We start from the raw sequence: 22,923 nt of genomic DNA on the forward strand, positions 1-22,923 counted from the left end.
CGTCGCAAGGCTCGCCCCGCAATCAACCGACATATAGGGGGAATCCCGCCTCGGCTGTTGGCTGTGCGAGACACATGAGGTCAGGGGGATTGCTGGCTGACGACGCGGTCCTCCTCGAACCCGTCTCGAAGTGCAAATGGAAAATAGCAGGGATTTTTTGGTAAAGTCAGGCCATTCTGGGCGAAATGCCGTCCCCCAAGGGCATAAAAATCAACGCCTTGTTTGGGAATTCCCTAACATCGGAACAGGGAAAGTCTTCAAGGAAACAAAGATTCACATGCTGGCTTCCCGCCTGTAACAGGGAGGGTGGCGGCTACACGATGCGACGCGCCGGCCATTCCAACGCCCGTCAGTTGATTATTCTGGGCGCTTGCCTTTCTTGCCAGAGACCCCGGCTTGATGACGCGAGAGGGCGGGAGCAAACTGCGCTTGAGGCGCACCAGTGCAACAAAACGCTTGAGAATCCCCCTTAAGGACGCAGCGCGTGAATCCGACCGATGAATTTAGAAAGCTGATTTCGCTTTTTCCCCAAGGCGACGAGCTCTTCGGAGCCGTCAAGCACACCCCAGCGTTGCTGACTCCAGAACCTTACAAGCGGCTTTTGGTTCACGATCGTCACATGACGGTTACGATGGAGGAGTTCCACCGGTCGCCGGTCATCGTAGAGGTCCTCAATCGGAAGTTGGACGGGAATATATACAGCCGCACAATCCTTCTGAAACGGAGCGATGATGGAACCGTGGTTCAGTTCGCGGTTATGAGGTTCGACTTGGATATGGTGCTTCCGGCGGTTCGCGATGAGATTCTGAGCGAGCAGACGCCACTGGGACGGATACTGATAAACTACAATGTGTTTCGTTTTGTGGATCTTGGCGCGATTTTTCGGGTCACGGTCGGTCCCGCATTTGCCCGATTGTGCGGCTGCTCCATAGGCGAGGTGACCTATGGACGATTAGCGACGATCTTCTGCAACCAGCATCCTGCGGTCGACCTCTTCGAAGCTGCCGCACCTATAGAATGTTGAGCGAGAGTCGATCTCATAACCGCGCTAGGTTGTGTTCCGCGCCAGCGGCAAGGGCGGCGCATTCCTTAAGGGCGCGAAATTGCCGCATGCTTTTGTCGCAGGGACGTTGCGGGAGATCTAATCGTTGTTGCAAAGTGAGCACGGTCGGATGCGGGACACGGAGCCCTTCATGATCGAAACCGAGGCAATCGACCCAAGTGGCATAGCGATTGATTGCCCCCATTGCCGCAGATTGCTCCTCACTGTGTGTTCGCATGGGCCTAAAAATGCCTTCGACCGCTATCTTTATACCGACGACGATACCGTCCCGATTGAGTTGGCCCCCCGACAGCCAATATTTGGGTGGGATATCGAAGTGCGGCTTGGCGCATGCCCTTATTGTGCTGGCGCTTATTTCGGGATTACCGCCAGGTTCATCGACGGGATACCCGACGATGACGTAATCGATGTCTTTTTCCGCCGGAATGGCGATCGTGGCGAGGAAAATAACTTTATCGGGCGGCGCAGCGAAGAAACATGGATCGTATCGCGCTTCGAGACCCCCGTTGGCCCGATGCTCGAACATCAATTTGGGCCCTTTGCCGCAACCTTTGGCGGTCGGCTCTGGCCGAATGGCGTTGCCGATTGTGGTATCGGAGGCCCGTCGGACCTCGCGAGACATTTTTTGCTTTCGCAGTGGGATGAGCTGCGCGCCATGCCAAAGGCCGTAGGGCGGGGAACGGCTAACTGAAAAAACTTGGTATCTGGTCGACTCTGGCGCGCGCGGGTCGATTATCCGACGCTCAAAGCCAAGGTGGTCGAGTTGGCCAATCGCTGGAGCGCCAATCGTATCCTGATCGAGGAGGCGGGCACAGCGATCACTTTAATCGCGGAGCTGCAATACGAGGTTTGCGGGCTCATCGGCGTCAAGCCGGAGCGCGACAAGATATCCCGCCTGTCGGTCGCCTCCGCAAAGTTCGAAGCCTGGCAGGTCTATTTGCCCGAACGCGCCTCATGGCTGCCGGAGCTCGAGGCCGAATTATTCGCCTTCCCCGGCAGCCGCTTTGGCGACCAGTGCGACTCCATCAGCCAGGCGCTCAACGACGACGGATCCAACTCGCTCGCCATTTTCCTGAAGGCCTACGGGAGGACATAAAAAAATTCGTCGCAGGTACTGCCAAGCAAGACGCGCTCGCCATTTAACTCAAGGCTTATAGCAGGAGCTAAATAAGACGGGTCGTCGCTTCCAAACTAGGCGAGAAGCTGTTCAGTTCCAGATTGCCAGCGTGAGGCTGTCGCAGACGCAATTCGAGAGCTTCCTCAGCGAACAGCGGCTTGATTTTCGCGGGACCGCTACCGGTTGGATGAGTACGAGTTGCTGAAGTAGGCGGAGGCAGTATCGCTGTGAGCGGAGCACGACGACGCCGGCATTCATGGTCCAATGAATCACGCCAAGAATTAGTTGCGCCGAATAAAGCGCGCCGGGGTGGCCAGCGCCGCGCGTGAGCCTAACGATTGCCGCGTTTCTGGTCGACGGGACAATAATTGATCTTCCAAGGAAGCGCATCGAACGCCGGCTCATAGCCGCGATCGCGGTATTCGTGCTCGGAAATTGAGAGGGTAAACAAGGCCGAGGTAACGCTTGGCCGAAATTGGCTTGATCACCAAGCCGGCAGATCACACAATAATCACAAGAGCAAGCGGCTTTGATGTGCGCCGGGATCGAGAGGCAAGAATGGGGCTGCCGAGTCACGGCCTGCGCTACGCCAGCATCCACAAGGATGCGGCCTCGCTCGCGACGGCCCCCAATCTCGCCGATTACGACGCCGCGCGCGCGCAATTTTGCTGGGAGACGGCGCGCGCAAAATTGACGGGTCTTCCCAATGCCGGCGGGTTGAACATCGCCTTCGAAGCCGTCGATCGCCATGCAGGCGGCGACAGGAAAGACAAGATTGCAATAAGATGGATCGGCAAGTCAGGCGAACGTCGGGACTATTCCTACGCCGATCTCGCGCAATCAACGAACGGCTTCGCCAACGTCCTGCGGTCGCTGGGCGCCGGGCCGGGAGACGCGGTCTTCGTTCTGCTCGGGCGCATTCCCGAACTCTACATCGCCATTCTGGGCGCACTGAAGGCCAAATGCGTGGTTTCGCCATTGTTCTCGGCCTTCGGGCCGGAACCGATCGCCACGCGCATGGAGATCGGCGAGGCGCGCGTCATCGTCACCACGCAGGCGCTCTATCGGCGCAAGATCGAGGCCTTGCGTCCGCGTCTCCCCAAACTCGAACACGTCATTCTCGTCGACGCCGAGACGGGCGGAGAGATCGTGCTCTCTTGGCAAGGCCTGATGCGCGGGGCGTCGACCGTTTTCGAGATACCCCCCACCGATCCGGAAGACGTCGCGCTCCTGCATTTCACCAGCGGGACGACCGGGCGGCCGAAGGGCGTCCTGCATGTTCACGACGCCGTGGTGACGCATTACGCGACCGGCTTCTTCGCGCTCGATCTGCATGAGGACGATCGCTTCTGGTGCACGGCGGACCCGGGATGGGTGACGGGCATGAGCTATGGCGTCATTGCGCCGCTCGTGCATGGCGTAACGAATATCGTCGTCGAGGCCGAATTCGACGCACAAAGCTGGTATGGCGTTCTCGCGGAAGAAAAGGTCACCGTCTGGTATACGGCCCCCACCGCCATCCGCATGATGATGAAAGTGGGCGAGGAGGCGGTTCGAGGTTTCGACCTCTCGTCTCTGCGCTTCGCGGCCAGCGTCGGCGAGCCGCTCAATCCGGAAGCCGTCGTCTGGGGCGTGCAGGCTTTGGGTCTCCCCTTTCACGACAATTGGTGGCAGACGGAAACGGGCGGCATCATGATCGGAAATTTCGCGGTCATGGACATCAAGCCCGGCTCCATGGGGCGCCCGCTGCCGGGGGTCGAGGCGCGCATCGCCTTGCGCAAGCCGGACGGAAGCGTCGACATCGTCGATACGCCGGAGAAGGAGGGCGAGCTCGCGCTCAGGCGCGGCTGGCCTTCCATGATGCGCGGCTATCTTCATGAAGAAGAGCGCTACCGTAAATGTTTTGTCGGCGACTGGTATCTCACCGGAGATCTCGCCCGCATCGACGCTGACGGCTATTTCTGGTTTGTCGGCCGCGCCGACGACGTGATCAAATCGTCCGGCCATCTGATCGGCCCGTTTGAGGTCGAAAGCGTCCTGATGGAGCATGAAGCCGTGGCCGAAGCGGCCGTCATCGGCAAGCCGGACGCGGTCGCGGGCGAGATCGTCAAGGCGTTCGTCGCCTTGAAGCAAGGCGTCGCGGCGGATGAAGCTTTGCGCAAGGACCTCCTGGGACATGCGCGCAAACGTCTCGGCGCCGCCGTCGCGCCGAAGGAGATCGAGTTTCGCGTCAATCTGCCAAAGACGCGCAGCGGCAAGATCATGCGACGCTTGCTCAAGGCGCGCGAATTGGGCCTGCCGGAGGGCGACCTGTCGACACTGGAGAGCGATGAGAGATGAAGCAAAAGGTGCATCTCGATCATGCGCATCTCTTGCGTCTCCTCAAGGCGATGATCCGCATCCGCCGTTTCGAGGCCAAATGCGTGGAGCTCTATCAGGCGCAGAAAATCCTGGGGTTCCTGCATCTCTACGATGGCGAGGAGGCGGTGTCGGTCGGGGTCATGGAGGCGCTGAAGGCGGAAGATTCCGTCATCGCCACCTATCGCGAACATGGTCAGGCTCTTGCCCGCGGCGTCGACGCCGGCTGCCTGATGGCCGAGATGATGGGCAAGCTCAACGGATGCTGCCGCGGGCGCGGCGGCTCGATGCATTTTTTCGACCGGGCCCATCGCTTCTACGGCGGCAACGCCATCGTCGGCGGCGGACTGCCGCTGGCGCTGGGCGTCGCGCTCGCCGACAAATTATCGAAGCGGACGGCCGTTACCGCCTGCTTCTTCGGCGAAGGCGCCGTGGACGAGGGTGAATTCCACGAGACGCTCAATCTCGCGAAGCTTTGGCGGCTGCCCATTCTGTTTGTCTGCGAAAACAATCTCTATTCGATGGGCACGGCCGTCGAGCGCGCCGAGGCGGACACGGATTTCGTGCACAAGGCCAGCGGCTACGGGATCGAGGGGGAACGGGTCGACGGCATGGACGTCGTCGCCGTCGAGAGCGCGGCGCGGCAGGCCGTGGAAAGAGTTCGCGCCGGCAGCGATCCCTATTTCCTAGAATGCCGCACCTACCGCTTTCGGGCGCATTCGATGTTCGATGCGCAACTCTATCGCTCGAAGGAAGAGGTGGAGGCCTGGCGAAAGAAAGGCCCGATCCTGCGCTTTCAGGGCTGGCTCGAAAGCAATCATCTGATCAGGCCGGAAGAGGTCGAAGCGATCGAGTCGAAAATCGAGGCCGAGATCGCCGCGGCCGTCGCCTTCGCCGAAGCGGGCGCGCTCGAGTCCGTCGCGGAGGTGGAGCGTTTCGTGACAATGGCGGAGATTCCCTCTTGAGCGAGTCCCCTCCCCTCCCCCTCACTTACCGCGAAGCCTGCAAACAGGCGCTGCGTCAGGCGCTTCTGGAAGACCCCCGCGTCTTTCTCATAGGCGAGGACATCGGCCGTTACGGCGGCTGCTATGCGGTGACGAAGGGGCTTCTTGAAGAATTCGGCGACGAGAGGATCAGGGACGCGCCGCTTTCGGAAAGCGCCTTCGTCGGCGCCGGCATCGGCGCGGCGATGACGGGGATGCGGCCCATTGTCGAGATCATGACCGTCAATTTCAGCCTTCTGGCGCTAGATCAGATCGTCAACAACGCCGTGACGATCCCCTATATGTCTGGGGGCCAATTCGCGGTCCCCCTCGTGATCCGCATGGCGACGGGCGGCGGGCGCCGGGTGGCCGCGCAGCATTCGCACAGTCTGGAGGGATGGTATGCGCATATTCCCGGCTTGCGCGTGCTGACCCCAGCGACGATTGATGATGCGCGCTACATGCTCCTCGCCGCGCTCGCGGAACCCAATCCGACGCTCATTTTCGAGCATGTGATGCTTTACAATATGGAAGGCGTTCTGACGCCCGGCGTGACGTCCGTCGACATCGACCATGCCGCGATCCGCCGCCCGGGGCGCGACGTCAGTCTCGTGACTTACGGCGGCGGCCTCTTCAAGACGCTCGAAGCCGCGGAGACGCTGGCGAAGGAGGGCATCGACGCAGAAGTGCTCGACCTGCGCACGCTGCGGCCGCTCGATACAGACGCGATCATCGCATCGGTGAGCAAGACGAGGCGCTGCGTCATCATCGACGAAGCCTGGCGCAGCGGCTCCATTTCGGCGGAAATCGGCATGCGTATCGCCGAAGGGGCCTTCTATGAACTGGACGCGCCACTCAGGCGGGTGTGCGGGCGCGAAGTCCCCATGCCCTACGCCGCGCATCTCGAAGACGCCTGCCTGCCGCAGCGAGACGCCATCGTCGCCGCCGCGCGCGATCTCGTGCGGCTGACATGAGCGACTTCAAAATGCCCGCGCTCGGCGCCGACATGGCGGCCGGCACGCTCGTCGAATGGCATGTGAAGCAGGGCGATCGCGTGAAGTCGGGCGACGTGATCGCCGTCGTCGAGACGCAGAAGGGCGCAATTGAAGTCGAAGTCTTCGTTGAGGGCGTCGTCTCGAACATCCTGGTTCCCGTCGGCGCGCGCGTTCCGGTCGGAACGGTCCTCGCGCGGATCGACGGACCGGCGGGCGAGACCGCGCAGCCCGCCGCGGCGGCCGCGCGACCGCCGACGCCGCAAGTCGCCGCGACGCCGATTCCCGTCGCGAAGCCAGTGACCGCGCCAGGCGCGCGCCTGAAGATTACGCCTGTCGCCCGCCGTCGCGCGACCGAGCTGAGCATCGACGTGACGGCGCTGCGCGGCACGGGTGTCGATGGGGCGATCCGGCTTGCGGATGTAGAGGCGGCGGCGCCCGCCGTTCCAACCGGAGCGCCGTCGATCAGGCGCGGCGTCGATCTGTCGGAAATGCGCAAGGCCATCGCCGCCGCAATGAGCCGTTCGAAGCGTGAAATCCCGCACTATTATTTGAGCGAAACGGTGGACCTTCACGCCGCTTTGTCCTGGCTCGAGACCTTCAACCGCGACCGGGAGCCGCTTGCGCGCATCCTGCCGGCCGTGCTTTTTCTGAAGGCTGCCGCCCTCGCGTTGCGCGCGCAGCCGAAACTGAACGGGTTTTATGAGAGCGGGGCCTTCGTCCCGGTGAGCGAGATTCACATCGGCTGGGCCGTGGCGCTCCGCGGCGGCGGACTGGTGGCGCCGGCGATCAGGGACACGGACAAGAAATCGCTCGCAGAACTCATGTCGTCGATGCGCGATCTGGTCGAACGCGCTAGGCGGGGCGGGCTGCGGGCGTCGGAGCTTACGTCTTCGACAATAACCGTGACGAGCGTCGGCGATCGCGGCGCGGAGACAGTGACAGGCATTATCTACCCGCCCCAGGTGGCGATCATCGGCTTTGGGCGCGTTGTCACGCGCCCCTTCGTCTTCGATGGAGGGATCGCGCCTCGTCCCCTCGTGACGGTGAGCCTCGCCGCCGATCATCGCGTGACCGACGGACATCTTGGCGGACTCTATCTCGCCGAAGTCGCGCGTCTTTTGCAGGAGCCCGAAAAATTGTGACAAACGATGAAATACGATCGCTTCTTCTCCAACTGATCTGCGACATCGCGCCGGAGGCCGATCCGACGTCCATCGCCGAAGACGAGGACATCCGCGAGGCCTTCGACCTCGACTCCATGGATTTCGCCAATCTGGTGGTCGCGATACACAAGCGCACAGGGGTGAGTATTCCCGAGCTCGATTACCGGAAGCTTTTCACGCTCGGTGGCGCAATCACCTATGTCGGGGAGGCGCTCGCCCAGTCGGGTTCGGGCGGTTGAAGCGCGCCCATGCTCATCGTGATCGACATCGGCGGAACGAAAACGCGCATCGGTCGCGCCGATGAACCAGATGCGCTCGCCTCTGTCGAGGTTTTCCACACTTTGCATAACTATCGGGAGGGGCTCCACGCGGTGGTCGATGCGGTGAAAAGAATTGCGGGCGGAAAGCCGCGCGGCGTCGCGGTGGGCGCGCCGGGCGTTCTATCGCTAGACAAACGTCGGATCGTCAATGCGCCCAATCTCCCCGACTGGAACGGGGCCGCTCTCGCCGACGATCTGGAAGCGGCGCTCGGCGCGCCCGTAATCCTGGAAAACGACACGGCTTTGGTCGGTCTCGGCGAGGCGGCAGTCGGGGCTGGAAAGGGAGCCGCGATCGTGGCCTATGTGACAATCTCAACGGGGGTCAATGGTGCGCGCATCGTCGACGGCGCGCTCGACCGCGCGGCGTTCGGATTTGAGATCGGCGAGCAGTTCATGGGCTGCGACGCGAAGGCCCGCACGCTGGAGGAGCTTGTTTCAGGCCGGGCGATCGAAGCTCGCTTCGGCACGTTGCCCGCCTCGCTCGGCAAGGACCATCCGGTGTGGGAAGAGTTGGCCGAGATTGTCGCGATTGGACTCCACAATGCGATTGCTTACTGGTCTCCCCACCGACTTGTCCTCGGCGGATCCATGATGCGAGACGTGGGCATTCGTCTCGATCGCGTCGAAGCTCGCCTTGCGGCGCTCAAACGCAAAAATCCGGTCCTGCCCGAACTACGGCGGGCGTCTCTCAACGACCTCGGTGGGCTGTGGGGTGGGCTTGTTCGTTTGCGCGAACTCTCAGACTGAATTCGGCGAGAGGCCCACAGCGCCGGCGTTTCCAGAGTGAAGACTCAGGCCGATGAGGCGGTCGAAGAAATCGTATTTATGCTCCACGCCGCTGATCGCGAGGATGGACGTCCGCGGCAACTCCTTCCGCAAGGCGTCGAACAGCGCGCGGCGCGACTGCGGGGGTAATGTGTCGATCGCCGTGTCGATCACCACCCAGCGTGGCTTGTGAAGCAGGAGCCTCGCGAAAGCTAAACCCTGCTGCTCCGGATCGCTCAGCTCCTTTTCCCATTGCGCCGTCGTGTCGAGCGTCGGAATAAGGTGTGCGATCCCCATGCTCGTCAAGGCCGCGCGGTAATCTTCGTCCCTGAATGTGTCGGGCGCATAGGGATAAGCGAGGATGTCGCGCAGGGAGCCGCCCGGAAGATAGGGATGCTTCGGCATGAACATGAGGCCCTCGGCAGAGAGTTCGACACGGCCGGTGCCCCAGGGCCATAGGCCCGCCAGGGCGCGGAAGAGACTAGTCTTCCCTGAACTTGGTCCCCCGACGATCACGACGCGCTCTCCCGGCCCGATTTCGAGTCTTCGCTCGCTCAGACTGCTCGGCCCGGGCGGAAGCAGCACCCTGAGGTCGTCGAGAACGATGCGATCCTTCGCCTCCGTGATCTCAATGCGCCGAGCGTCTCGTTCCACCAGATCGATCTGGATCAGGGCCCTCCGAAATTCGCTGACGCGCAGAAGTGTGGCCTTCCAGTCGGCGATCAGATTCGCATTGTCGACGAACCAGCGCAGCGACTGCTGGACCTGCGTGAAAGCGCCGACCGCCATAAGCAAACCGCCAAATGTCAGATTTCCGGCGAAATAGGCAGGCGCCGCGATGATAACGGGCGCGACTATTGTGAACCATCCGTAGCCCGCCGTCACCCAGGCGAGCCGCGTCGTCGCACTGACGAGTCGCCGCATGACCTCGAGGAGTCGATCGAACTCCATGTTCAGACGGTCGCGCTCCTGCGCTTCGCCGCGATAGACGGCGATGCCGTCGCAATTCTGGTTCACGCGTCCAAGCGAGAAACGCACGTCAGATTCGCGCGCGTAATGCTCGGCGTTGAGGTCGACGAGAGGCTTACCCAGGCGCCAGCTCGCGAGCGAGGCCAGACCGGCGTAGAGCAGAGCGGACCACACCATATAGCCCGGAACGACAAAGCTCGCCCCCTCGAAAGTAAAGCTGACGCCAGCAGAAAGCGACCAGAGCACGCCGATGAAGCTGACCAGCAGCAGCGTCGCCTGAAACAGCCCGACGCCGAGATCGGTGGAGAGTTCGGTGAAACGCCGGGCGTCCTCGTGAATGCGCTGATCTGGATTGACGCCGATCGGTCCTGCATTGGCGATTAAGAAGGCGCGGCGAGGCGCGAGCCACTGCTGAAAGAGATCTCGTGTGAGGATCTCCCGCAGTTTGAGTTTCATCATCAAATTCAGCCAAGTTTGGCTGACATTGAGTACTAGCAGCGTTCCGGCGATGATCCCGTAGACGCCGAGCTGAAAGCCGAAAGCAGGAATGTCTCTTCGGTTGATAGCGTCGTAAAATGGCTCGTTCCACGCATTGAGCCGGATTTGCGCATAGGCTGTCGCGCCAATTACCGTGACGAGTCCCGCGATGAGCCACAGAAGCCTGCCCCCTTCCCCAGATGCGCGCGCCATCCGCCAGAGCGTCCCTAGCTGCAGAAAGATCCTGCTTTGGTTCGCCACTGTCTTGTCGACGGCCGGACCGGGGCCGCCTGTCTGCTGCGTCATGGTCGTCTCGTCCATATTGTAATGCCGACTAGCCGTTGGAGACTTTGCAACCGTCACATCATCGCAGCGGAGGGGTCGCGGCGGCAACGAGAAAATCCCCGACCCGAGCTGCGCGCGTCGCCGGCGAGGCGGAGATGGGGTATATTTTTCCGGCCACAAAAACCGGCCGAGTTGCACGATGGACAGGGTCAATTCGCTTTTATCGAAGATGACCATTCGAGAGAAAGTCGGTCAGCTCAACCTAGTGACTGCTGGACAGGTCGTGACCGGCCCTTCAGGATCCGGCGACGTCATAGAGAATATCCGCGCCGGCAATGTCGGCGGCGTTTTCAACCTCTGGGGGCGCGAGGCCGTGCGGGCCATGCAGAAGGCCGCGCTCAAAGAGAGCCGACTCGGCGTGCCGCTTTTTTTCGGGCTCGACGTGCTGCACGGTTTCGAGACGATCTTTCCAGTTCCGCTCGCGGAGGCCGGAGCCTTCGATCCCCACCTTTGGGAGGAAACCGCGCGCGCCGCCGCCGAGGAGGCCGCCAGCGGAGGAATCGACCTGACCTTTGCGCCAATGCTCGATGTCTGCCGCGACCCGCGATGGGGACGCATCGTCGAGGGGCCCGGCGAAGACCCGCTTGTCGCGGCTAAATTCGCGCAATCGAAGATCCGCGGCTTTCAGGGCGCCGGGCTGTCGAGCAGGGCCGCGGTCGGCGCGACCGCCAAGCATTTTTGCGGGGGAGGCGCGGCTCAGGCCGGACGGGATTATGCGGCCATCGACATGTCCGACCGGGAGCTTCACGAAACCTACCTGCCGCCTTTCCGTGCGGCCGTCGCGGCGGGCTGCGCAGCGATAATGCCCGCCTTCAACAGTCTCGCGGGGATTCCGCTGACGGCGCACGCCGCGCTGCTCACCGGCTGGTTGCGGATAAAACACGGTTTCAGCGGGGTCGTCATCAGCGATTACACCGCGATCGCCGAACTTATACAGCACGGCCTAGCGGCCGATGAAGTCGAGGCGGCTGCACTGGCCCTGAAGGCGGGCGTCGACATGGATATGGTGAGTGGATGTTATCTGCACCTGCCAGAAGCCCTGTCGCGCGGCCTTGTCGATGAAGCCCAAATAGACGCCGCCGCGCGCAGAGTTCTCGAGCTCAAGGAAAAGCTAGGTCTACTCGACGATCCCTATGTAAGGCTCCGTTCCGCGGGCTCTGCTCGAAAGACATGGGGAGAACTGGCGCGGAACGCCGCGCGACGGTCGATTATCCTCTTGACGAACCGGGGCGTGCTGCCGTTCGACCCGAACATCCGACGTCTTGCGATCGTGGGTCCCCTTGCGGACGCCCGCGCCGATATGTTGGGTCCCTGGTCGGCCGCGGGCGATCCGGCAAAGGTCGTCACGACGCTTGAAGCGTTGCGGGCCGCCTGGACGCATGGCGAACTGCTGCATCACCAAGGCGTTGACGTCGATGGCAAAGACGCGAGCGGAATTGGCGCCGCGCGGGCCTTGTGCGCATCGGCCGACGTCATCGTGCTGTGCCTCGGGGAATCAGCCGCGATGAGCGGCGAAGCCGCCAGCCGCGCCAGGCTCGACCTGCCGGGTCGTCAGCGCGAGCTCGCCCAGGCGATAATGGACGTCGGGCCTCCTGTCGTCCTGGTTGTGTCGGCGGGACGCCCGCTGATGATTTCCGATCTGATCGAGCCGGCGGCGGCCGTCTTGGCGAGCTGGCAGCCCGGCGAAGCGGCCGGCGACGCCATCGCTGACATATTGCTTGGGCGCTTCAATCCGGGCGGTCGCCTTCCTGTCACCTGGCCGCGCCACGTGGGCCAAATTCCAATTCATTATGCACAGCGATCGTCTGGCCGGCCGCCGCAGTCGACGGATTTCTTCACGAGCAAATATCTGGATTTGCCAAACGATCCACTTTTCCATTTCGGGCACGGCCTGTCCTTCGCCAGAGTCAGCCTGAACTATCTGCGCGCCACGCCGGAAGAACTGGATGAGGATGCGCCCGTCAAAATAGAGGTCGAGGCCACGAATGACGGGGAGGTCGCCACTGAGGAGACGATCTTCCTCTTCCTTCACGACGTCGTCGCCAGCGTGGCGCGTCCAATGATCGAATTGAAGGAATGGACCAAGGTTGCGCTCGGGCCTGGCGAAACCCGCACTGTTTCTTTCCTGCTTGACCGCGACCATTTCCGGTTTCTCGGCAAAACGCTCGAGCCTGTCATCGAAGCCGGCGACTTTGAAGTGATGGTTGGCGTCAGCGCCGATCGCAAATCGGCGTTAAGGGTCAGGGTACGGCTGCGAGGCGCCCTATCCGCAGGTCATCCTTCGGAGGGGATCAACTTCACTCAAGGATAAGCCCTTCGTTGGGGCGAAGCTCCACAACTGCGCCGGCGCCCTCCCCGCGACGATCTGCGTGAGTCGACAGCGAAATTTTCGCGGCTTCAAGACCGAGGCCTGCGACGCGATGCGGCGTGTCAGAGAAATTAAGCAAGATCACGATCCTCTCCTCGCCCAAGGTGCGTTCGTAGGAGAGGATGTCTCCGTCAGACTCCATGGGGCGCCAAGCCCCCTGTTCGATCGCTTGATGATTGCGTCTGTAGTGCAACAGCTCCCTGACGAGCAGCAGTATCGAGCCTTTGTCCCCGCGCATGACGGAGACATTGCGCTTTGCATGGTCCGGCGACAGAGGAAGCCAGGGCTCCCTGCTGGAAAAACCAGCAAAGGGACCTTCATCCCATTGCATCGGCGTTCGCGAGGGATCGCGTCCGACATCGGAACCCGACTCGCGAAGCGCCCATGTATCCCTCATTCTGTCGGGAGGAACGGGAACGCGCCCGAGACCGATCTCGTCGCCGTAATAGAGCGTGGGCGTTCCGCGAAGCGTCAAGACCAACATCGCCGCGATCCGTGCCTGCGCCTCGCCAAGGCGCGCGGCGACGCGCGGCCGGTCGTGGTTGCTCAGCACCCAGTTTGGCCAGGCGCCTTCCGGCAAGGCCGCTTCATACTTCTCGATCAGATTGCGAATTTCGAGGGCCGACCAGCGCGCGTCGAGCAGCTGGAAATTGAAAGGAAGATGCAATCCTCCAAGACCCTCGCCATAATAACGGACAAGCCTGTCGATGGGCAGATACAGCTCGCCAATGAGCAGGCGATCGCCCCCGAATTCTTCAACGACCTTCCGCAGGCTGGCGATGACCGCCTGCACTTCCGGTTGATCCGACGAATAGGTTTGGGTTAGCCGCTGAATGTCGGGCCCTCGCCCGTCATAGTGAGGATTAGGCGGATTATTTCGAAAAAAGGCGTCCTTGACGAGATGCGACGCCACGTCGATACGAAAACCGTCAACGCCCCGCTTTAGCCAGAAGCGAAGCACGTCGTGCATTGCATTGCGAACCTTGGGGTTCCGCCAGTTGAGGTCGGGCTGCTCTTCGAGAAAGGCGTGATAATAATATTGTTGCGTTTCTTCGTCGAAAGTCCAGCCGCTGCCGCCGAAATGACTGACCCAATTGTTCGGCGGCCCGCCACTGGAAGCCGGATCGCGCCAAATATACCAGTCCCTCTTGGGGTCGTCCCGGGATCGGCGGCTTGAAAGAAACCAGGGATGCAGATTTGACGTGTGGTTTGGAACGAAATCGAGGATGATTTTTAGTCCGCTCGCATGCGCTTCCTTCAGCAGAGCGTCGAAAGATTCCATCGATCCAAATAGAGGGTCCACTGCGCAGTAATCGGAAACGTCGTAGCCAAAGTCTTTCATTGGCGATTTGTAAAAGGGCGAGAGCCACAGCGCGTCGACGCCGAGCCAGATGAGATAGTCGAGGCGATTGCGGATGCCATTGAGATCGCCGACCCCATCATTGTCCGAGTCCTGAAAAGAGCGCGGGTAGATTTGGTAGATCACCCCGGTTTTCCACCAGACTCTAGGCATCATCGACCTTCCCCGTGCAATCTGCCCCAAACTCGAGCGAGACCCGTATCTGTGCCCGGTTCCGGCGAGACATCTCCTTTGTGCAAAACCTCCCAGAATGTGGAGCCGGGGGCAACTTGTAAAAAGCAAATACTCCGGTTCAAGCGACTGCGTCACGCCGTTTCTCGAGACGAATGGTTGCGCGTATACTTGTTGCGTTGGCGCAAACGCGGCAATGAAGAAGAAGGAGGTCCTCCCATGTGGGGCGAGGCGATACGAGACTCCTGCGGGCCCAAAAGGCCCAAGCGGCCCGACGCCTATTCCGAAGGAGAAGACGAGGCTCCGAAGCTTATTGAAACGGAAATGGTCGATGTGGAGCGGGAGGTTCCAGAGACTGGGAATGAGCCCATCGAACAGGTCGAAACCGACGAAACCGAGCCGCCGACCTTCGAGGAATGAAGGAGCCGCGCGCCAGCTTGCTTCAGCGTTCGGGACATGGTGGCCAGTTTCGTGATCGACGCTTCTCACGGCAACGACGGCGGCAATATTCCGCCCCGGGGGATGCGCGTCTTTCTCGGCGTGAAGATAGCCCCCGACATCGCGGATCAACTGGTTGGGCTGGCGAAAGAGTTACGGCAGGAAAACGCTAAGATCGTCGCGTCTGCGGATCTTCATCTCACGCTCGTTCCCCCTTGGCGGGAGACGTGGATTTCCGAAGCGATCGAGAAAATTCGCCTCGTCGCCTCCAGCTTCAGCCCGTTCGTGCTCGAGTTTCGGCATCTGAATTATGGGCCCGTGCTGAAACGGCCTCGACTATTGTGGGTGGAATGCGCGGCGTCTGATGACATCACGGCTGTGCGAGGCGCACTCCTTCGCTTATTCGATCAAAGCGACGGCCGGCCATTTCTGCCGCATGTCACGCTTGCCCGTCTTCGCGGAGACGGCGCAGCTATCGCCCGCCGGCGCCCGATCGACAGAAATTTGTCCTTCACCCAGCAAGTAATATCCGTCGAGCTATTCCAATCTCCGCCTCCCGGCGCGACGGGCTACCAAATTCTCGCGTCCGCGCCGCTTAAGCAAGCTAACCCTCCCGCGTCGCCGCGGACCGAGGAAGACGGCTGATCCGACGTGATCGGGCATTGTCCATCCATTCGCGAGGGATATCCTGTTGGCTCACGGACAGAAGTTCTCTGGTGGTGGCTAAAGCCAGGGATACGCCCGTGGCCTCGCCGGCCAGCGGATCATTCAGGATCGAGATGCATGCGCTCCTCTATCAAGCTGTTCCTTAGCGGGGATGTAATGACGGGACGTGGCGTCGACCAGATTTTGCCGCACCCGTGCGATCCGCGCATTTACGAGGAGTGCATGGCTTCTGCGGATGGCTATGTGAAACTCGCGGAAGAAGCCCATGGCGCCATCCCGAGATCGGCGCCGTTTTCCTATATTTGGGGCGATGCGCTTCAGGAACTCGAGCGCGCCAAGCCTGACCTGCGCATCATCAATCTCGAAACAAGCGTCACCCGAAAGGAAAGCTATTTTCCGAAGGGCATCAATTACAGAATGAGCCCCGAAAACGCCGGCTGCCTGATTTCGGCCGGCGTGGACTGCTGCGTGCTGGCGAACAACCATGTCCTGGATTGGGGCCGTGGGGGGTTGCTCGACACGCTCAAGATTCTCGAAGCCCTGAAAATTAAGGCGGCAGGGGCTGGACGGTGTCTGGCGGAGGCTTGGACGCCGGCTGCTTTCAATATCTCGGACAAAGGGCGCCTCTTGGTTTTTTCCTGTGCCTGCGTCTCCAGTGGGGCGCCGAGGAGTTGGGCTGCGACTACCGACAGCCCCGGCATTGCGCTGTTGTCGGCCTTGTCGAAAGCGAATGTCTTGCGCATTGCCGATGAAGTTTCGCGGTCCGTCAACGCTGGTGATATCGTCGTGCTGTCCCTTCATTGCGGAGCGAACTGGGGCTACGAGGTCTCAGACGAAGACAGATGCTTTGCTCACCAATTGCTCGACGCGGCGCCGATTTCCATCCTGCATTGTCATTCCTCGCATCATCCGAAAGGAATAGAGGTCTATCGCGAGCGGCTCATCCTTTATGGCTGCGGCGACCTTCTGAACGATTACGAAGGCATCTCAGGCTATGAGGAGTACAGGGGCGATTTGGCGCTGATGTATTTTGCCGAAGTCGAGGCGGGGAGCGGCGACCTTCTCGCTCTTGAGATGACGCCTCTGCAAGTTAGACGGTTCCGTCTGAGCCAACCATCCCCGGAGGATGTCGCCTGGCTGCAACGCAGGCTTGACCAAGAAAGCCGCAAGCTGGGCGCGCGGGTCTTACCGATCTCTGGCGGGCGGCTCGCGCTTTCCTGGCGGAGCCAAACGATCTAACGCGTTTCTATGGGTGCGCGCCGCCTACGGTAGAAATTCGCTGACCTTCGCGAGCTTGCGGGGCAGATATTCGTCGATCACATAGTTCAGCCCCCATTTGGCGAGCGCCTGCTGCTCGGCGCGAACGCCCATCTCCAGCAACTGCTTGATCGCGGCGCTCCATTGAGGATGGGCGATGATGAAGGGGTCGTTTCCCAACGCGTCCTTCGCGCGCTTGATATCCACGGGCGTCAGCGGATGTGTTGCGTCCTGGAGGCCAAAATCGATGATGTCCTGGGGCGATACGCCCAGAAATCTCGCGCGCGGCACGCAAAGGAACCGGTTGAGGTGAGCGGCGTTCCCTGACCCCGCCTTCAGCGTCCGGTAGATATTGGTGAAGCCGTAGGGGTCGCAGTCAACGAAGCAATAGACCGGCAGGTCATGCTTGTCGGACAAGAGACGAATGAAGCGCCGGGTCGCGCGGGTCGGCACCCCTCCCATCTCGACGATGATGCATTGGGCGCTCTCCCAGAACCGATGATTGTTGAGGCGCTGGAACATGCCGCCGGTTTCGATGGCGAGAATGAAGCGCGCATCCGTTCTGAAGTTTAACTGCTCGGCCGAACGCGGTATGCTGTAGGCGCCGCTCCCGAGTTTGGCGCAATCGATCTCGATCGTTTCCCCGGTCAGGACGTTTCGATCGATCACGACGAGCCGCCCCGCTACTGAACCGCCGTGCGCCTCGGGATAAAATCTGAGGTTCTCGCGTGACAGGCTCTGTCGCGAGGCGATGGCCTCTATGTCGTCCATGATGGCGTCCGACTCGGCCTGTTCGTCGAAACGGCAGTCACCCCAGTTCTTGCTGATGTAATAGGCTTCGCGTTTCGTGGCGAAGTCGTTGCTCTTCACCATTGCGCGGGACGCCGCCATCAATCTCAGCATTTGGGCAAAGGAGCGCGCGGTGTTCACCGTCAGCGCGCGGACCTTTTCCATCGCCCCAAGCTCAAGATAGCCTGCGGCTCTGTCATAAGTCACATTTTCGAGTCCCCGCGTCGGCATGCGGATTTTTGGCAGATCGCCGCTCTCGATCGCAGCCCGGACTTGATTGGCGATCGACTCGATGAGCGCGATCGTCAGCCTGTCCTGATCGCTCTGCGGGGTGTTGGCGTCCCTTTTCATGAGGCGGGCCTTCTAGCGGCGCGGATCGCATGCAGCGCGTCATCGAGCCTCGTCACAATCGCGTCGCGCGCGTTGTCGTCGAGCTCAAGTATCTCCTGAAGGGCGACGCCGATATGGGCCAGGTATTTCTCAATGTAGGATCGCCGCTCGTACTCGAGCTGCATGTTGCGCTCGTGCTGCAGATAATGAGCGAGGCGCCGAGCGCATAGTTGCAAGCCCAGTTTGATCTCACGGACGAGTTCCGGATATGGTTCGATGGCTTCCTTGGCCTCTGAGGTGTAAGGAACCCAGACCGAAGCGACATGAACCAGGATCGCCATCGGGGCGATGGGCAGGGCGCCCTTAGGCTGATGCAGGCCATAGGCGCGCCAATTGGTCTGCAGGACTGATTTGGTGATGGCGCAGCTCGACTGCTGATAGAGCAGAGGCACGCGGTTGGCGAAGCGCAGGAGCCGGACCGGCTCATCCCTGCGCGCGATGAGATGCTGCGCCGGGTCTTCGGGCTGCTTTTTCCGCATGCGGCCGGAAGCGTCGACGTCGATCTCCGCTTCGCCGGGACGGGCGAAGGCGATTGCGACTTCCACCTGAAAGGGATTGCCACGGTAGCTCGCTGGCGGGCGCGTGGCAGCTGTATAGAAATGAGCCGGCAGTTCCTTTCGCAGCCCTTCGAGCAGCTGTTCCTCGCCGATGGGGACGAGACAATCCGGGCGAGGCTTTTGCACGCGCGCTTTTTGCAGGGCGCGATGCAGAGCGCTCGCCTGCGCATGCGCGATATGCGCCGGATAGGAGCGTTCGCTCAAAGGCTTGCCGGCGAGCTTGACGATCTCGCGCGCGGTCGTTTCGCCGACGCAAGAAAATTCGTCGGCGAGGAACTGCACAAGCGAACGGCTTTTCGCCCCGCTCAGCATCTGAATGAGCCGTCCGAGTTCGACGCCGCCTGGATGCGGCTTGATCTCTTTCGGGCGCGGCGGCAACTCTTCGCAGGAGCGGGCGAAGGTAAGCTCCTTGCCGCGTGGGCCTTTGTAAGTGATCGACACATGCGGATTGGCGATGGCGGTCAGCTTGAGATAGGCTTCCACCGAATGGGGGCCACCCTGATTGACGCCCTCCATCTCCATCTCGACCCGGGTGCCGTGCGGGCGGCTCCAGGCGATCCGTTTCCTTTTATGAATATCCGGACGGTTGTTGGCCGTGTCGATCGAAACGTAAAGTTCGGAGGCCAGCGGCTCGCCTTCAATGCGGCTGATGATGTGCAGCGGCTTGCCGACCGTAAGCTGCCCATACATGCCCGCCGCCGAAATGCCCATGCCCTGCTGACCGCGCGACTGGCTGAGCTTATGGAATTTCGAGCCGTAGAGCAGCTTGCCGAAAATGCGCGCGATCTGACCTTCGACAATGCCTGGGCCGTTGTCCTCGACAGCGACGCGTGACCGCTCGAAACGACCACGGACCTCCACCGTGATTTCTGGTAGCACGCCCGCTTCCTCGCAGGCGTCGAGCGCGTTGTCGACCGCCTCCTTGACGGCCGTGACCAGAGCCTTGGCTGGCGTGTCGAAGCCCAGCAGATGGCGGTTTTTGAGAAAGAACTCCGAAACGGAGATTTCCCTTTGCCGCCCGGCCATCTCAAGGGCGGTTGCGGCCGTCGCTTGTCGGTCTGACATGTCTCACGCGGATTGACGAGCGTCGCATGCGCCTGCCCGAAACCAAGCCTAGCCGGTGGCTACGCAATGTAAAGATCCTGCAAAAAATCTCGCAAGGCCACGGCTGTGCGTTTATTATCCCAGATGCGCTCGCCCGCGCGAGGACAGAATGCCGGTTCAAAACGCTGAAATCGCCGCCATGTTCGATCAGGCGGCGGAGCTTCTGGAGATCAAGGGCGACAACCCGTTCCGGATCAGGGCCTATCGCCGCGCCGCGCGCGCAATCGAGAGCCTACCGACCAGCGCCCCATCGCCTTTTCTTGTGCGTTGCTTGGCTGACGCTTTCGTGTGGCAATCAACCGCAGGTCCAAGGTTCGATGCTGAACTTAATATTCATCCCTTAACGGAAGCCGCCAATCGCTGCCCACCTAAAGGCGCGAGCCATGAGCAAGTCGGGTAACGCCAGCCGGGGAGAGCGTTTGATCCGCTTGTTCGCGACCTGATCAACTCAGCGGATTTGACAATGCGAAGGCATGTCTTGATCGAGCCCCATGACTTGTCGGGGGTTTTATACCTTCCTCCAAATCCATCGGCTTTGGTAATATTCGCTCATGGCAGCGGTTCGTCTCGGCTAAGCCCGCGAAATGTCTTTGTCGCCGAAAAGCTCGTTGATCGTGGGCTCGCCTGCCTCCTTTTCGATCTGCTCACGCCAGAGGAAGCGGAAGATCGGCGAAATGTATTCGATATCCCGTTGCTCGCCGAGAGAGTAGGCGACGCGTTACGCTGGGTTCCAGGCCAAGAACGACTCGCGCATTTGCCTATCTGCCTGTTTGGCGCAAGTACGGGCGCTGCGGCGGCTCTGGTTGCAGCATGCGAGGCGACGACAGAAATCGCCGCGGTCGTCTCGCGGGGCGGACGCCCTGATCTCGCCGGAGACGTGCTGAGACGGCTTAAGGCGCCGAGCCTGTTGATTGTCGGGGGATGGGATGAGGACGTCCTCACTCTCAACCGGAAAGCGCTCGCAATGTTCCAGTGCGAAGCCCGCCTCGAGATCGTGGCTGGGGCGACCCACCTGTTCGAAGAGCCCGGGACACTGGAGGAGGTCGTAACCTTGGCGGGCGACTGGTTTTTACGTCACGTGACCCAAAGTCCACGCTAGTTTCTTTACTACGGCGCCGGTGGCTCGGACACCAAATTCAAGCGCAGCGCCACCCTCGGCGCGACCGCAAACCCAACACTCCCCTCACGTCGAATAGCCAGATTTTCTCGGACACGCGTCAGGACGGGCAGCAATGAGCGTCAAGCCTCCGAATTATGCCGCGATTTGCGAATGGGAGCATTTCCCGCACGACGCCGACTTGGGCATTAGAGGATTCGGCGCGACGCCAGCGGCCGCCTTCGAGCAAGCTGCCAACGCACTGATGGCGGCGATCACCGATTTGACGCAGGTCAGGACAGCCAAAACGATTGATATCAGTTGCAGCGCTCCGACGCTCGATATTCTGTTCCTCGATTGGCTCAACGCTCTAATCTACGAGATGGCGGAGCGGCGTATGATTTTCGGAGCCTTCGAGGTTCAGATTGAGAATGGACGCCTTAACGGCCGGGCGCATGGAGAGCTGATTTCCCGCGAGCGCCATGCTCCCGCGGTAGAAGTTAAAGGAGCGACCTTCACGGAACTTGCCGTGACGGAGGATCAACCGGGGCGATGGCGCGCGCAATGCGTCGTCGACGTTTGAAAGGCTCGGACGCTGATGGACCTCTCGCGGCTGAAAAAAATCTCTGAAGTCGAATGGCGCATTCCCGCGCGCGGCGAAATGCGCGTGCCTGGCGTGATCTTCGCCACAGAAGGGCTCGTTTCCGAAATGGACGACAAGGTCTTCGAGCAGGTCGCCAATGTCGCGAAGTTGCCGGGGATCGTGCGGGCGTCATACGCCATGCCTGACGCGCATTGGGGTTACGGCTTTCCGATTGGCGGCGTCGCAGCCTTCGATCCGAGGGCGGGTGGCGTCGTTTCTGCGGGCGGGGTCGGTTTCGACGTTTCCTGCGGGGTCAGGACCCACCTCACCGGCCTTAGGGGCGAGCAGATCCTTTCCATACAGGAAGATCTCGCAACCGCGCTTTTCGAGCACGTGCCGACCGGCCTCGGCGCGGAGGGCGACATCTCCCTCGACGAAATCGATATGGTCGCCATGCTGAGGGGTGGGGCGAGTTGGGCTGTCGATAACGGACTCGGGCGACGGGAAGATCTCGACCGGATCGAGGAGGGCGGCCATGTAGCGGGAGCCGATCCGGCTCTGGTGTCGGAATTCGCACGGAAGCGACAAAGGCGTGAAATGGGCACGCTCGGCTCGGGGAACCACTACCTCGAAGTGCAGGAAGTGGTCGAGATTTTTGACCCTGCAATCGCCGCAGGATTTGGCCTCAAGCTGGGCGAATGCGTTGTCACGATCCATTGTGGCTCACGGGGGCTCGGGCATCAGATCGGCACAGAGTTCCTGCGCGAGATGGCGATCTCGGCCGAGACTCTTGGCGTCGAGCTGCCGGATCGCGAATTGGCCTGCGCGCCCATCGGGTCGGACCTCGGCCAACGCTATCTTGGCGCGATGCGCGCAGCGATCAATTGCGCCCTCGCCAACCGCGAAATCATCGGCCATCTTGTCAGACAGGTTTTCGCGCGTTTCTTCCTCCATGCAGAATTGCCTTTGATGTTTGACGTTTCTCACAACACCTGCAAGGCGGAAATGCATGAGGTCGATGGCGAAATGCGAGAGCTTTATGTTCATCGCAAAGGCGCGACCCGCGCTTTTGGGCCCGGACACGGAAATCTGCCCGAGATGATACGTCCCTTCGGCCAGCCGGTCCTCATCGGCGGAAGCATGGGGACGGGGTCCTTTGTTCTCGCTGGAATGACAACGAGCGAAGATCGCGCCTTTTCATCCGCCTGTCACGGCGCCGGCCGGCGGATGAGCCGGCACGCAGCTACCCGGAACTGGAGCGGCCGGCAGGTGGTCGACGAGCTTCGCGCGCGGGGGATTGTCGTGAAGAGCCCGTCGATGAGAGGCGTCGCAGAGGAGGCGCCCGGCGCCTATAAGGATGTTCGCGCCGTCGTGGATTCCGCCGAGAGTTCGGGCCTCGCCAGGAAGGTCGCGTTTCTGAAGCCACTCATCTGCGTCAAAGGATAGGGCAATTCTGTGGCCATGGTGGCTTGGAGAATTAGGGGCCATGTCTAAACACGCTTCTTTTCGAATGACGGCTAATGATTGCGTCGCGGATCCGAAAGTGGTTGGCAGATCGCGCAGCGTTAGCCCTTAACCCTCCCACCAGG

Annotated in this window: 21 protein-coding genes; 17 read left to right on the forward strand and 4 right to left on the reverse strand. The window is 61.1% G+C overall.

Going from position 1 to position 22,923, the window contains the following annotated elements; all coding sequences use genetic code 11:
- Positions 1-484 precede the first annotated feature (484 nt).
- The 9 genes from ACPFMJ_RS08235 (at position 485) to ACPFMJ_RS08275 (ending at position 8,746) form a co-directional block, all read left to right on the forward strand.
- Positions 485-1,024 (forward strand): hypothetical protein, encoded by a 540-nt coding sequence (locus tag ACPFMJ_RS08235; RefSeq protein WP_424363331.1) that lies wholly within the window; start codon positions 485-487, stop codon positions 1,022-1,024.
- Between the two features lie 169 nt (positions 1,025-1,193).
- Positions 1,194-1,754 carry a hypothetical protein gene (locus ACPFMJ_RS08240; protein ID WP_424363332.1) on the forward strand — a complete coding sequence of 187 codons (561 nt, stop codon included), beginning with the start codon at positions 1,194-1,196 and terminating at the stop codon, positions 1,752-1,754.
- A gap of 6 nt (positions 1,755-1,760) precedes the next feature.
- Positions 1,761-2,159 carry a hypothetical protein gene (locus tag ACPFMJ_RS08245; RefSeq protein ID WP_424363333.1) on the forward strand — a complete coding sequence of 133 codons (399 nt, stop codon included), beginning with the start codon at positions 1,761-1,763 and terminating at the stop codon, positions 2,157-2,159.
- Between the two features lie 579 nt (positions 2,160-2,738).
- The gene (gene acsA / locus ACPFMJ_RS08250; RefSeq protein ID WP_424363334.1) at positions 2,739-4,520 is read left to right on the forward strand and encodes an acetate--CoA ligase; all 1,782 of its coding nucleotides are present in this window, start codon (positions 2,739-2,741) and stop codon (positions 4,518-4,520) included.
- Positions 4,517-5,503 (forward strand): pyruvate dehydrogenase (acetyl-transferring) E1 component subunit alpha, encoded by a 987-nt coding sequence (gene pdhA / locus ACPFMJ_RS08255; protein WP_424363335.1) that lies wholly within the window; start codon positions 4,517-4,519, stop codon positions 5,501-5,503. Before acsA ends, pdhA begins: the two co-directional genes overlap by 4 nt.
- Positions 5,500-6,495: an alpha-ketoacid dehydrogenase subunit beta gene (locus ACPFMJ_RS08260; protein WP_424363336.1), complete on the forward strand. Its 996-nt coding sequence runs from the start codon at positions 5,500-5,502 to the stop codon at positions 6,493-6,495. Before pdhA ends, ACPFMJ_RS08260 begins: the two co-directional genes overlap by 4 nt.
- Positions 6,492-7,658 carry a dihydrolipoamide acetyltransferase family protein gene (locus tag ACPFMJ_RS08265; RefSeq protein WP_424363337.1) on the forward strand — a complete coding sequence of 389 codons (1,167 nt, stop codon included), beginning with the start codon at positions 6,492-6,494 and terminating at the stop codon, positions 7,656-7,658. Before ACPFMJ_RS08260 ends, ACPFMJ_RS08265 begins: the two co-directional genes overlap by 4 nt.
- A complete protein-coding gene (locus ACPFMJ_RS08270) occupies positions 7,655-7,918 on the forward strand; it encodes an acyl carrier protein (protein WP_424363338.1) in 264 nt (87 codons plus the stop codon). Before ACPFMJ_RS08265 ends, ACPFMJ_RS08270 begins: the two co-directional genes overlap by 4 nt.
- 9 nt (positions 7,919-7,927) lie before the next feature.
- Positions 7,928-8,746 carry an ROK family protein gene (locus ACPFMJ_RS08275; RefSeq protein WP_424363339.1) on the forward strand — a complete coding sequence of 273 codons (819 nt, stop codon included), beginning with the start codon at positions 7,928-7,930 and terminating at the stop codon, positions 8,744-8,746.
- Here ACPFMJ_RS08275 and ACPFMJ_RS08280 read toward each other — a convergent pair.
- The gene (locus ACPFMJ_RS08280) at positions 8,738-10,516 is read right to left on the reverse strand and encodes an ABC transporter ATP-binding protein/permease (protein WP_424363340.1); all 1,779 of its coding nucleotides are present in this window, start codon (positions 10,514-10,516) and stop codon (positions 8,738-8,740) included. The genes ACPFMJ_RS08275 and ACPFMJ_RS08280 overlap by 9 nt on opposite strands.
- 178 nt (positions 10,517-10,694) lie before the next feature.
- On the opposite strand from ACPFMJ_RS08280, the gene ACPFMJ_RS08285 reads away from it, so the two are divergent.
- Entirely contained in the window at positions 10,695-12,866 is a 2,172-nt protein-coding gene (locus tag ACPFMJ_RS08285) for a glycoside hydrolase family 3 N-terminal domain-containing protein (RefSeq protein ID WP_424363341.1), read from the forward strand.
- Here ACPFMJ_RS08285 and ACPFMJ_RS08290 read toward each other — a convergent pair.
- Positions 12,853-14,439, reverse strand: coding sequence for an alpha-amylase family glycosyl hydrolase (locus ACPFMJ_RS08290; protein ID WP_424363342.1), 1,587 nt, complete (start codon positions 14,437-14,439; stop codon positions 12,853-12,855). The genes ACPFMJ_RS08285 and ACPFMJ_RS08290 overlap by 14 nt on opposite strands.
- 234 nt (positions 14,440-14,673) lie before the next feature.
- On the opposite strand from ACPFMJ_RS08290, the gene ACPFMJ_RS08295 reads away from it, so the two are divergent.
- The 3 genes from ACPFMJ_RS08295 (at position 14,674) to ACPFMJ_RS08305 (ending at position 16,797) form a co-directional block, all read left to right on the forward strand.
- The gene (locus ACPFMJ_RS08295) at positions 14,674-14,874 is read left to right on the forward strand and encodes a hypothetical protein (RefSeq protein ID WP_424363343.1); all 201 of its coding nucleotides are present in this window, start codon (positions 14,674-14,676) and stop codon (positions 14,872-14,874) included.
- 36 nt (positions 14,875-14,910) lie between these two features.
- A complete protein-coding gene (locus tag ACPFMJ_RS08300; RefSeq protein WP_424363344.1) occupies positions 14,911-15,537 on the forward strand; it encodes a 2'-5' RNA ligase family protein in 627 nt (208 codons plus the stop codon).
- A gap of 138 nt (positions 15,538-15,675) precedes the next feature.
- Positions 15,676-16,797: a CapA family protein gene (locus ACPFMJ_RS08305; protein WP_424363345.1), complete on the forward strand. Its 1,122-nt coding sequence runs from the start codon at positions 15,676-15,678 to the stop codon at positions 16,795-16,797.
- Positions 16,798-16,821: 24 nt separating this feature from the next.
- Here the strand turns inward: ACPFMJ_RS08305 and ACPFMJ_RS08310 are convergent, their stop codons facing one another.
- Both ACPFMJ_RS08310 and ACPFMJ_RS08315 read right to left on the reverse strand, forming a co-directional pair.
- On the reverse strand, positions 16,822-17,955 hold the full coding sequence (locus tag ACPFMJ_RS08310) for a hypothetical protein (RefSeq protein WP_424363346.1): 1,134 nt from the start codon (positions 17,953-17,955) through the stop codon (positions 16,822-16,824).
- On the reverse strand, positions 17,952-19,616 hold the full coding sequence (locus tag ACPFMJ_RS08315; RefSeq protein ID WP_424363347.1) for a DNA topoisomerase VI subunit B: 1,665 nt from the start codon (positions 19,614-19,616) through the stop codon (positions 17,952-17,954). Before ACPFMJ_RS08315 ends, ACPFMJ_RS08310 begins: the two co-directional genes overlap by 4 nt.
- A gap of 148 nt (positions 19,617-19,764) precedes the next feature.
- On the opposite strand from ACPFMJ_RS08315, the gene ACPFMJ_RS08320 reads away from it, so the two are divergent.
- The 4 genes from ACPFMJ_RS08320 (at position 19,765) to ACPFMJ_RS08335 (ending at position 22,780) form a co-directional block, all read left to right on the forward strand.
- Positions 19,765-20,055 carry a hypothetical protein gene (locus ACPFMJ_RS08320; protein ID WP_424363348.1) on the forward strand — a complete coding sequence of 97 codons (291 nt, stop codon included), beginning with the start codon at positions 19,765-19,767 and terminating at the stop codon, positions 20,053-20,055.
- Positions 20,056-20,133: 78 nt separating this feature from the next.
- The gene (locus ACPFMJ_RS08325; RefSeq protein WP_424363349.1) at positions 20,134-20,754 is read left to right on the forward strand and encodes a dienelactone hydrolase family protein; all 621 of its coding nucleotides are present in this window, start codon (positions 20,134-20,136) and stop codon (positions 20,752-20,754) included.
- A 133-nt stretch (positions 20,755-20,887) separates the two neighbouring features.
- Positions 20,888-21,334 carry an archease gene (locus tag ACPFMJ_RS08330; protein WP_424363350.1) on the forward strand — a complete coding sequence of 149 codons (447 nt, stop codon included), beginning with the start codon at positions 20,888-20,890 and terminating at the stop codon, positions 21,332-21,334.
- A 15-nt stretch (positions 21,335-21,349) separates the two neighbouring features.
- Positions 21,350-22,780 (forward strand): RtcB family protein, encoded by a 1,431-nt coding sequence (locus tag ACPFMJ_RS08335; protein WP_424363351.1) that lies wholly within the window; start codon positions 21,350-21,352, stop codon positions 22,778-22,780.
- Positions 22,781-22,923: the final 143 nt, after the last annotated feature.

The organism is Methylocystis parvus (genome assembly GCF_049675845.1).
Classification (GTDB): Bacteria; Pseudomonadota; Alphaproteobacteria; order Rhizobiales; family Beijerinckiaceae; genus Methylocystis; species Methylocystis parvus_A.

Coding starts and splice junctions, on each gene's coding strand:
- ACPFMJ_RS08240 (WP_424363332.1), top strand. CDS start 1,194: ATGATCGAAACCGAGGCAATCGACCCAAGTGGCATAGCGATTGATTGC.
- acsA (WP_424363334.1), top strand. CDS start 2,739: ATGGGGCTGCCGAGTCACGGCCTGCGCTACGCCAGCATCCACAAGGAT.
- pdhA (WP_424363335.1), top strand. CDS start 4,517: ATGAAGCAAAAGGTGCATCTCGATCATGCGCATCTCTTGCGTCTCCTC.
- ACPFMJ_RS08265 (WP_424363337.1), top strand. CDS start 6,492: ATGAGCGACTTCAAAATGCCCGCGCTCGGCGCCGACATGGCGGCCGGC.
- ACPFMJ_RS08275 (WP_424363339.1), top strand. CDS start 7,928: ATGCTCATCGTGATCGACATCGGCGGAACGAAAACGCGCATCGGTCGC.
- ACPFMJ_RS08280 (WP_424363340.1), bottom strand. CDS start 10,516: ATGACGCAGCAGACAGGCGGCCCCGGTCCGGCCGTCGACAAGACAGTG.
- ACPFMJ_RS08285 (WP_424363341.1), top strand. CDS start 10,695: ATGGACAGGGTCAATTCGCTTTTATCGAAGATGACCATTCGAGAGAAA.
- ACPFMJ_RS08290 (WP_424363342.1), bottom strand. CDS start 14,439: ATGATGCCTAGAGTCTGGTGGAAAACCGGGGTGATCTACCAAATCTAC.
- ACPFMJ_RS08295 (WP_424363343.1), top strand. CDS start 14,674: ATGTGGGGCGAGGCGATACGAGACTCCTGCGGGCCCAAAAGGCCCAAG.
- ACPFMJ_RS08300 (WP_424363344.1), top strand. CDS start 14,911: ATGGTGGCCAGTTTCGTGATCGACGCTTCTCACGGCAACGACGGCGGC.
- ACPFMJ_RS08305 (WP_424363345.1), top strand. CDS start 15,676: ATGCGCTCCTCTATCAAGCTGTTCCTTAGCGGGGATGTAATGACGGGA.
- ACPFMJ_RS08310 (WP_424363346.1), bottom strand. CDS start 17,955: ATGAAAAGGGACGCCAACACCCCGCAGAGCGATCAGGACAGGCTGACG.
- ACPFMJ_RS08315 (WP_424363347.1), bottom strand. CDS start 19,616: ATGTCAGACCGACAAGCGACGGCCGCAACCGCCCTTGAGATGGCCGGG.
- ACPFMJ_RS08320 (WP_424363348.1), top strand. CDS start 19,765: ATGCCGGTTCAAAACGCTGAAATCGCCGCCATGTTCGATCAGGCGGCG.
- ACPFMJ_RS08330 (WP_424363350.1), top strand. CDS start 20,888: ATGAGCGTCAAGCCTCCGAATTATGCCGCGATTTGCGAATGGGAGCAT.
- ACPFMJ_RS08335 (WP_424363351.1), top strand. CDS start 21,350: ATGGACCTCTCGCGGCTGAAAAAAATCTCTGAAGTCGAATGGCGCATT.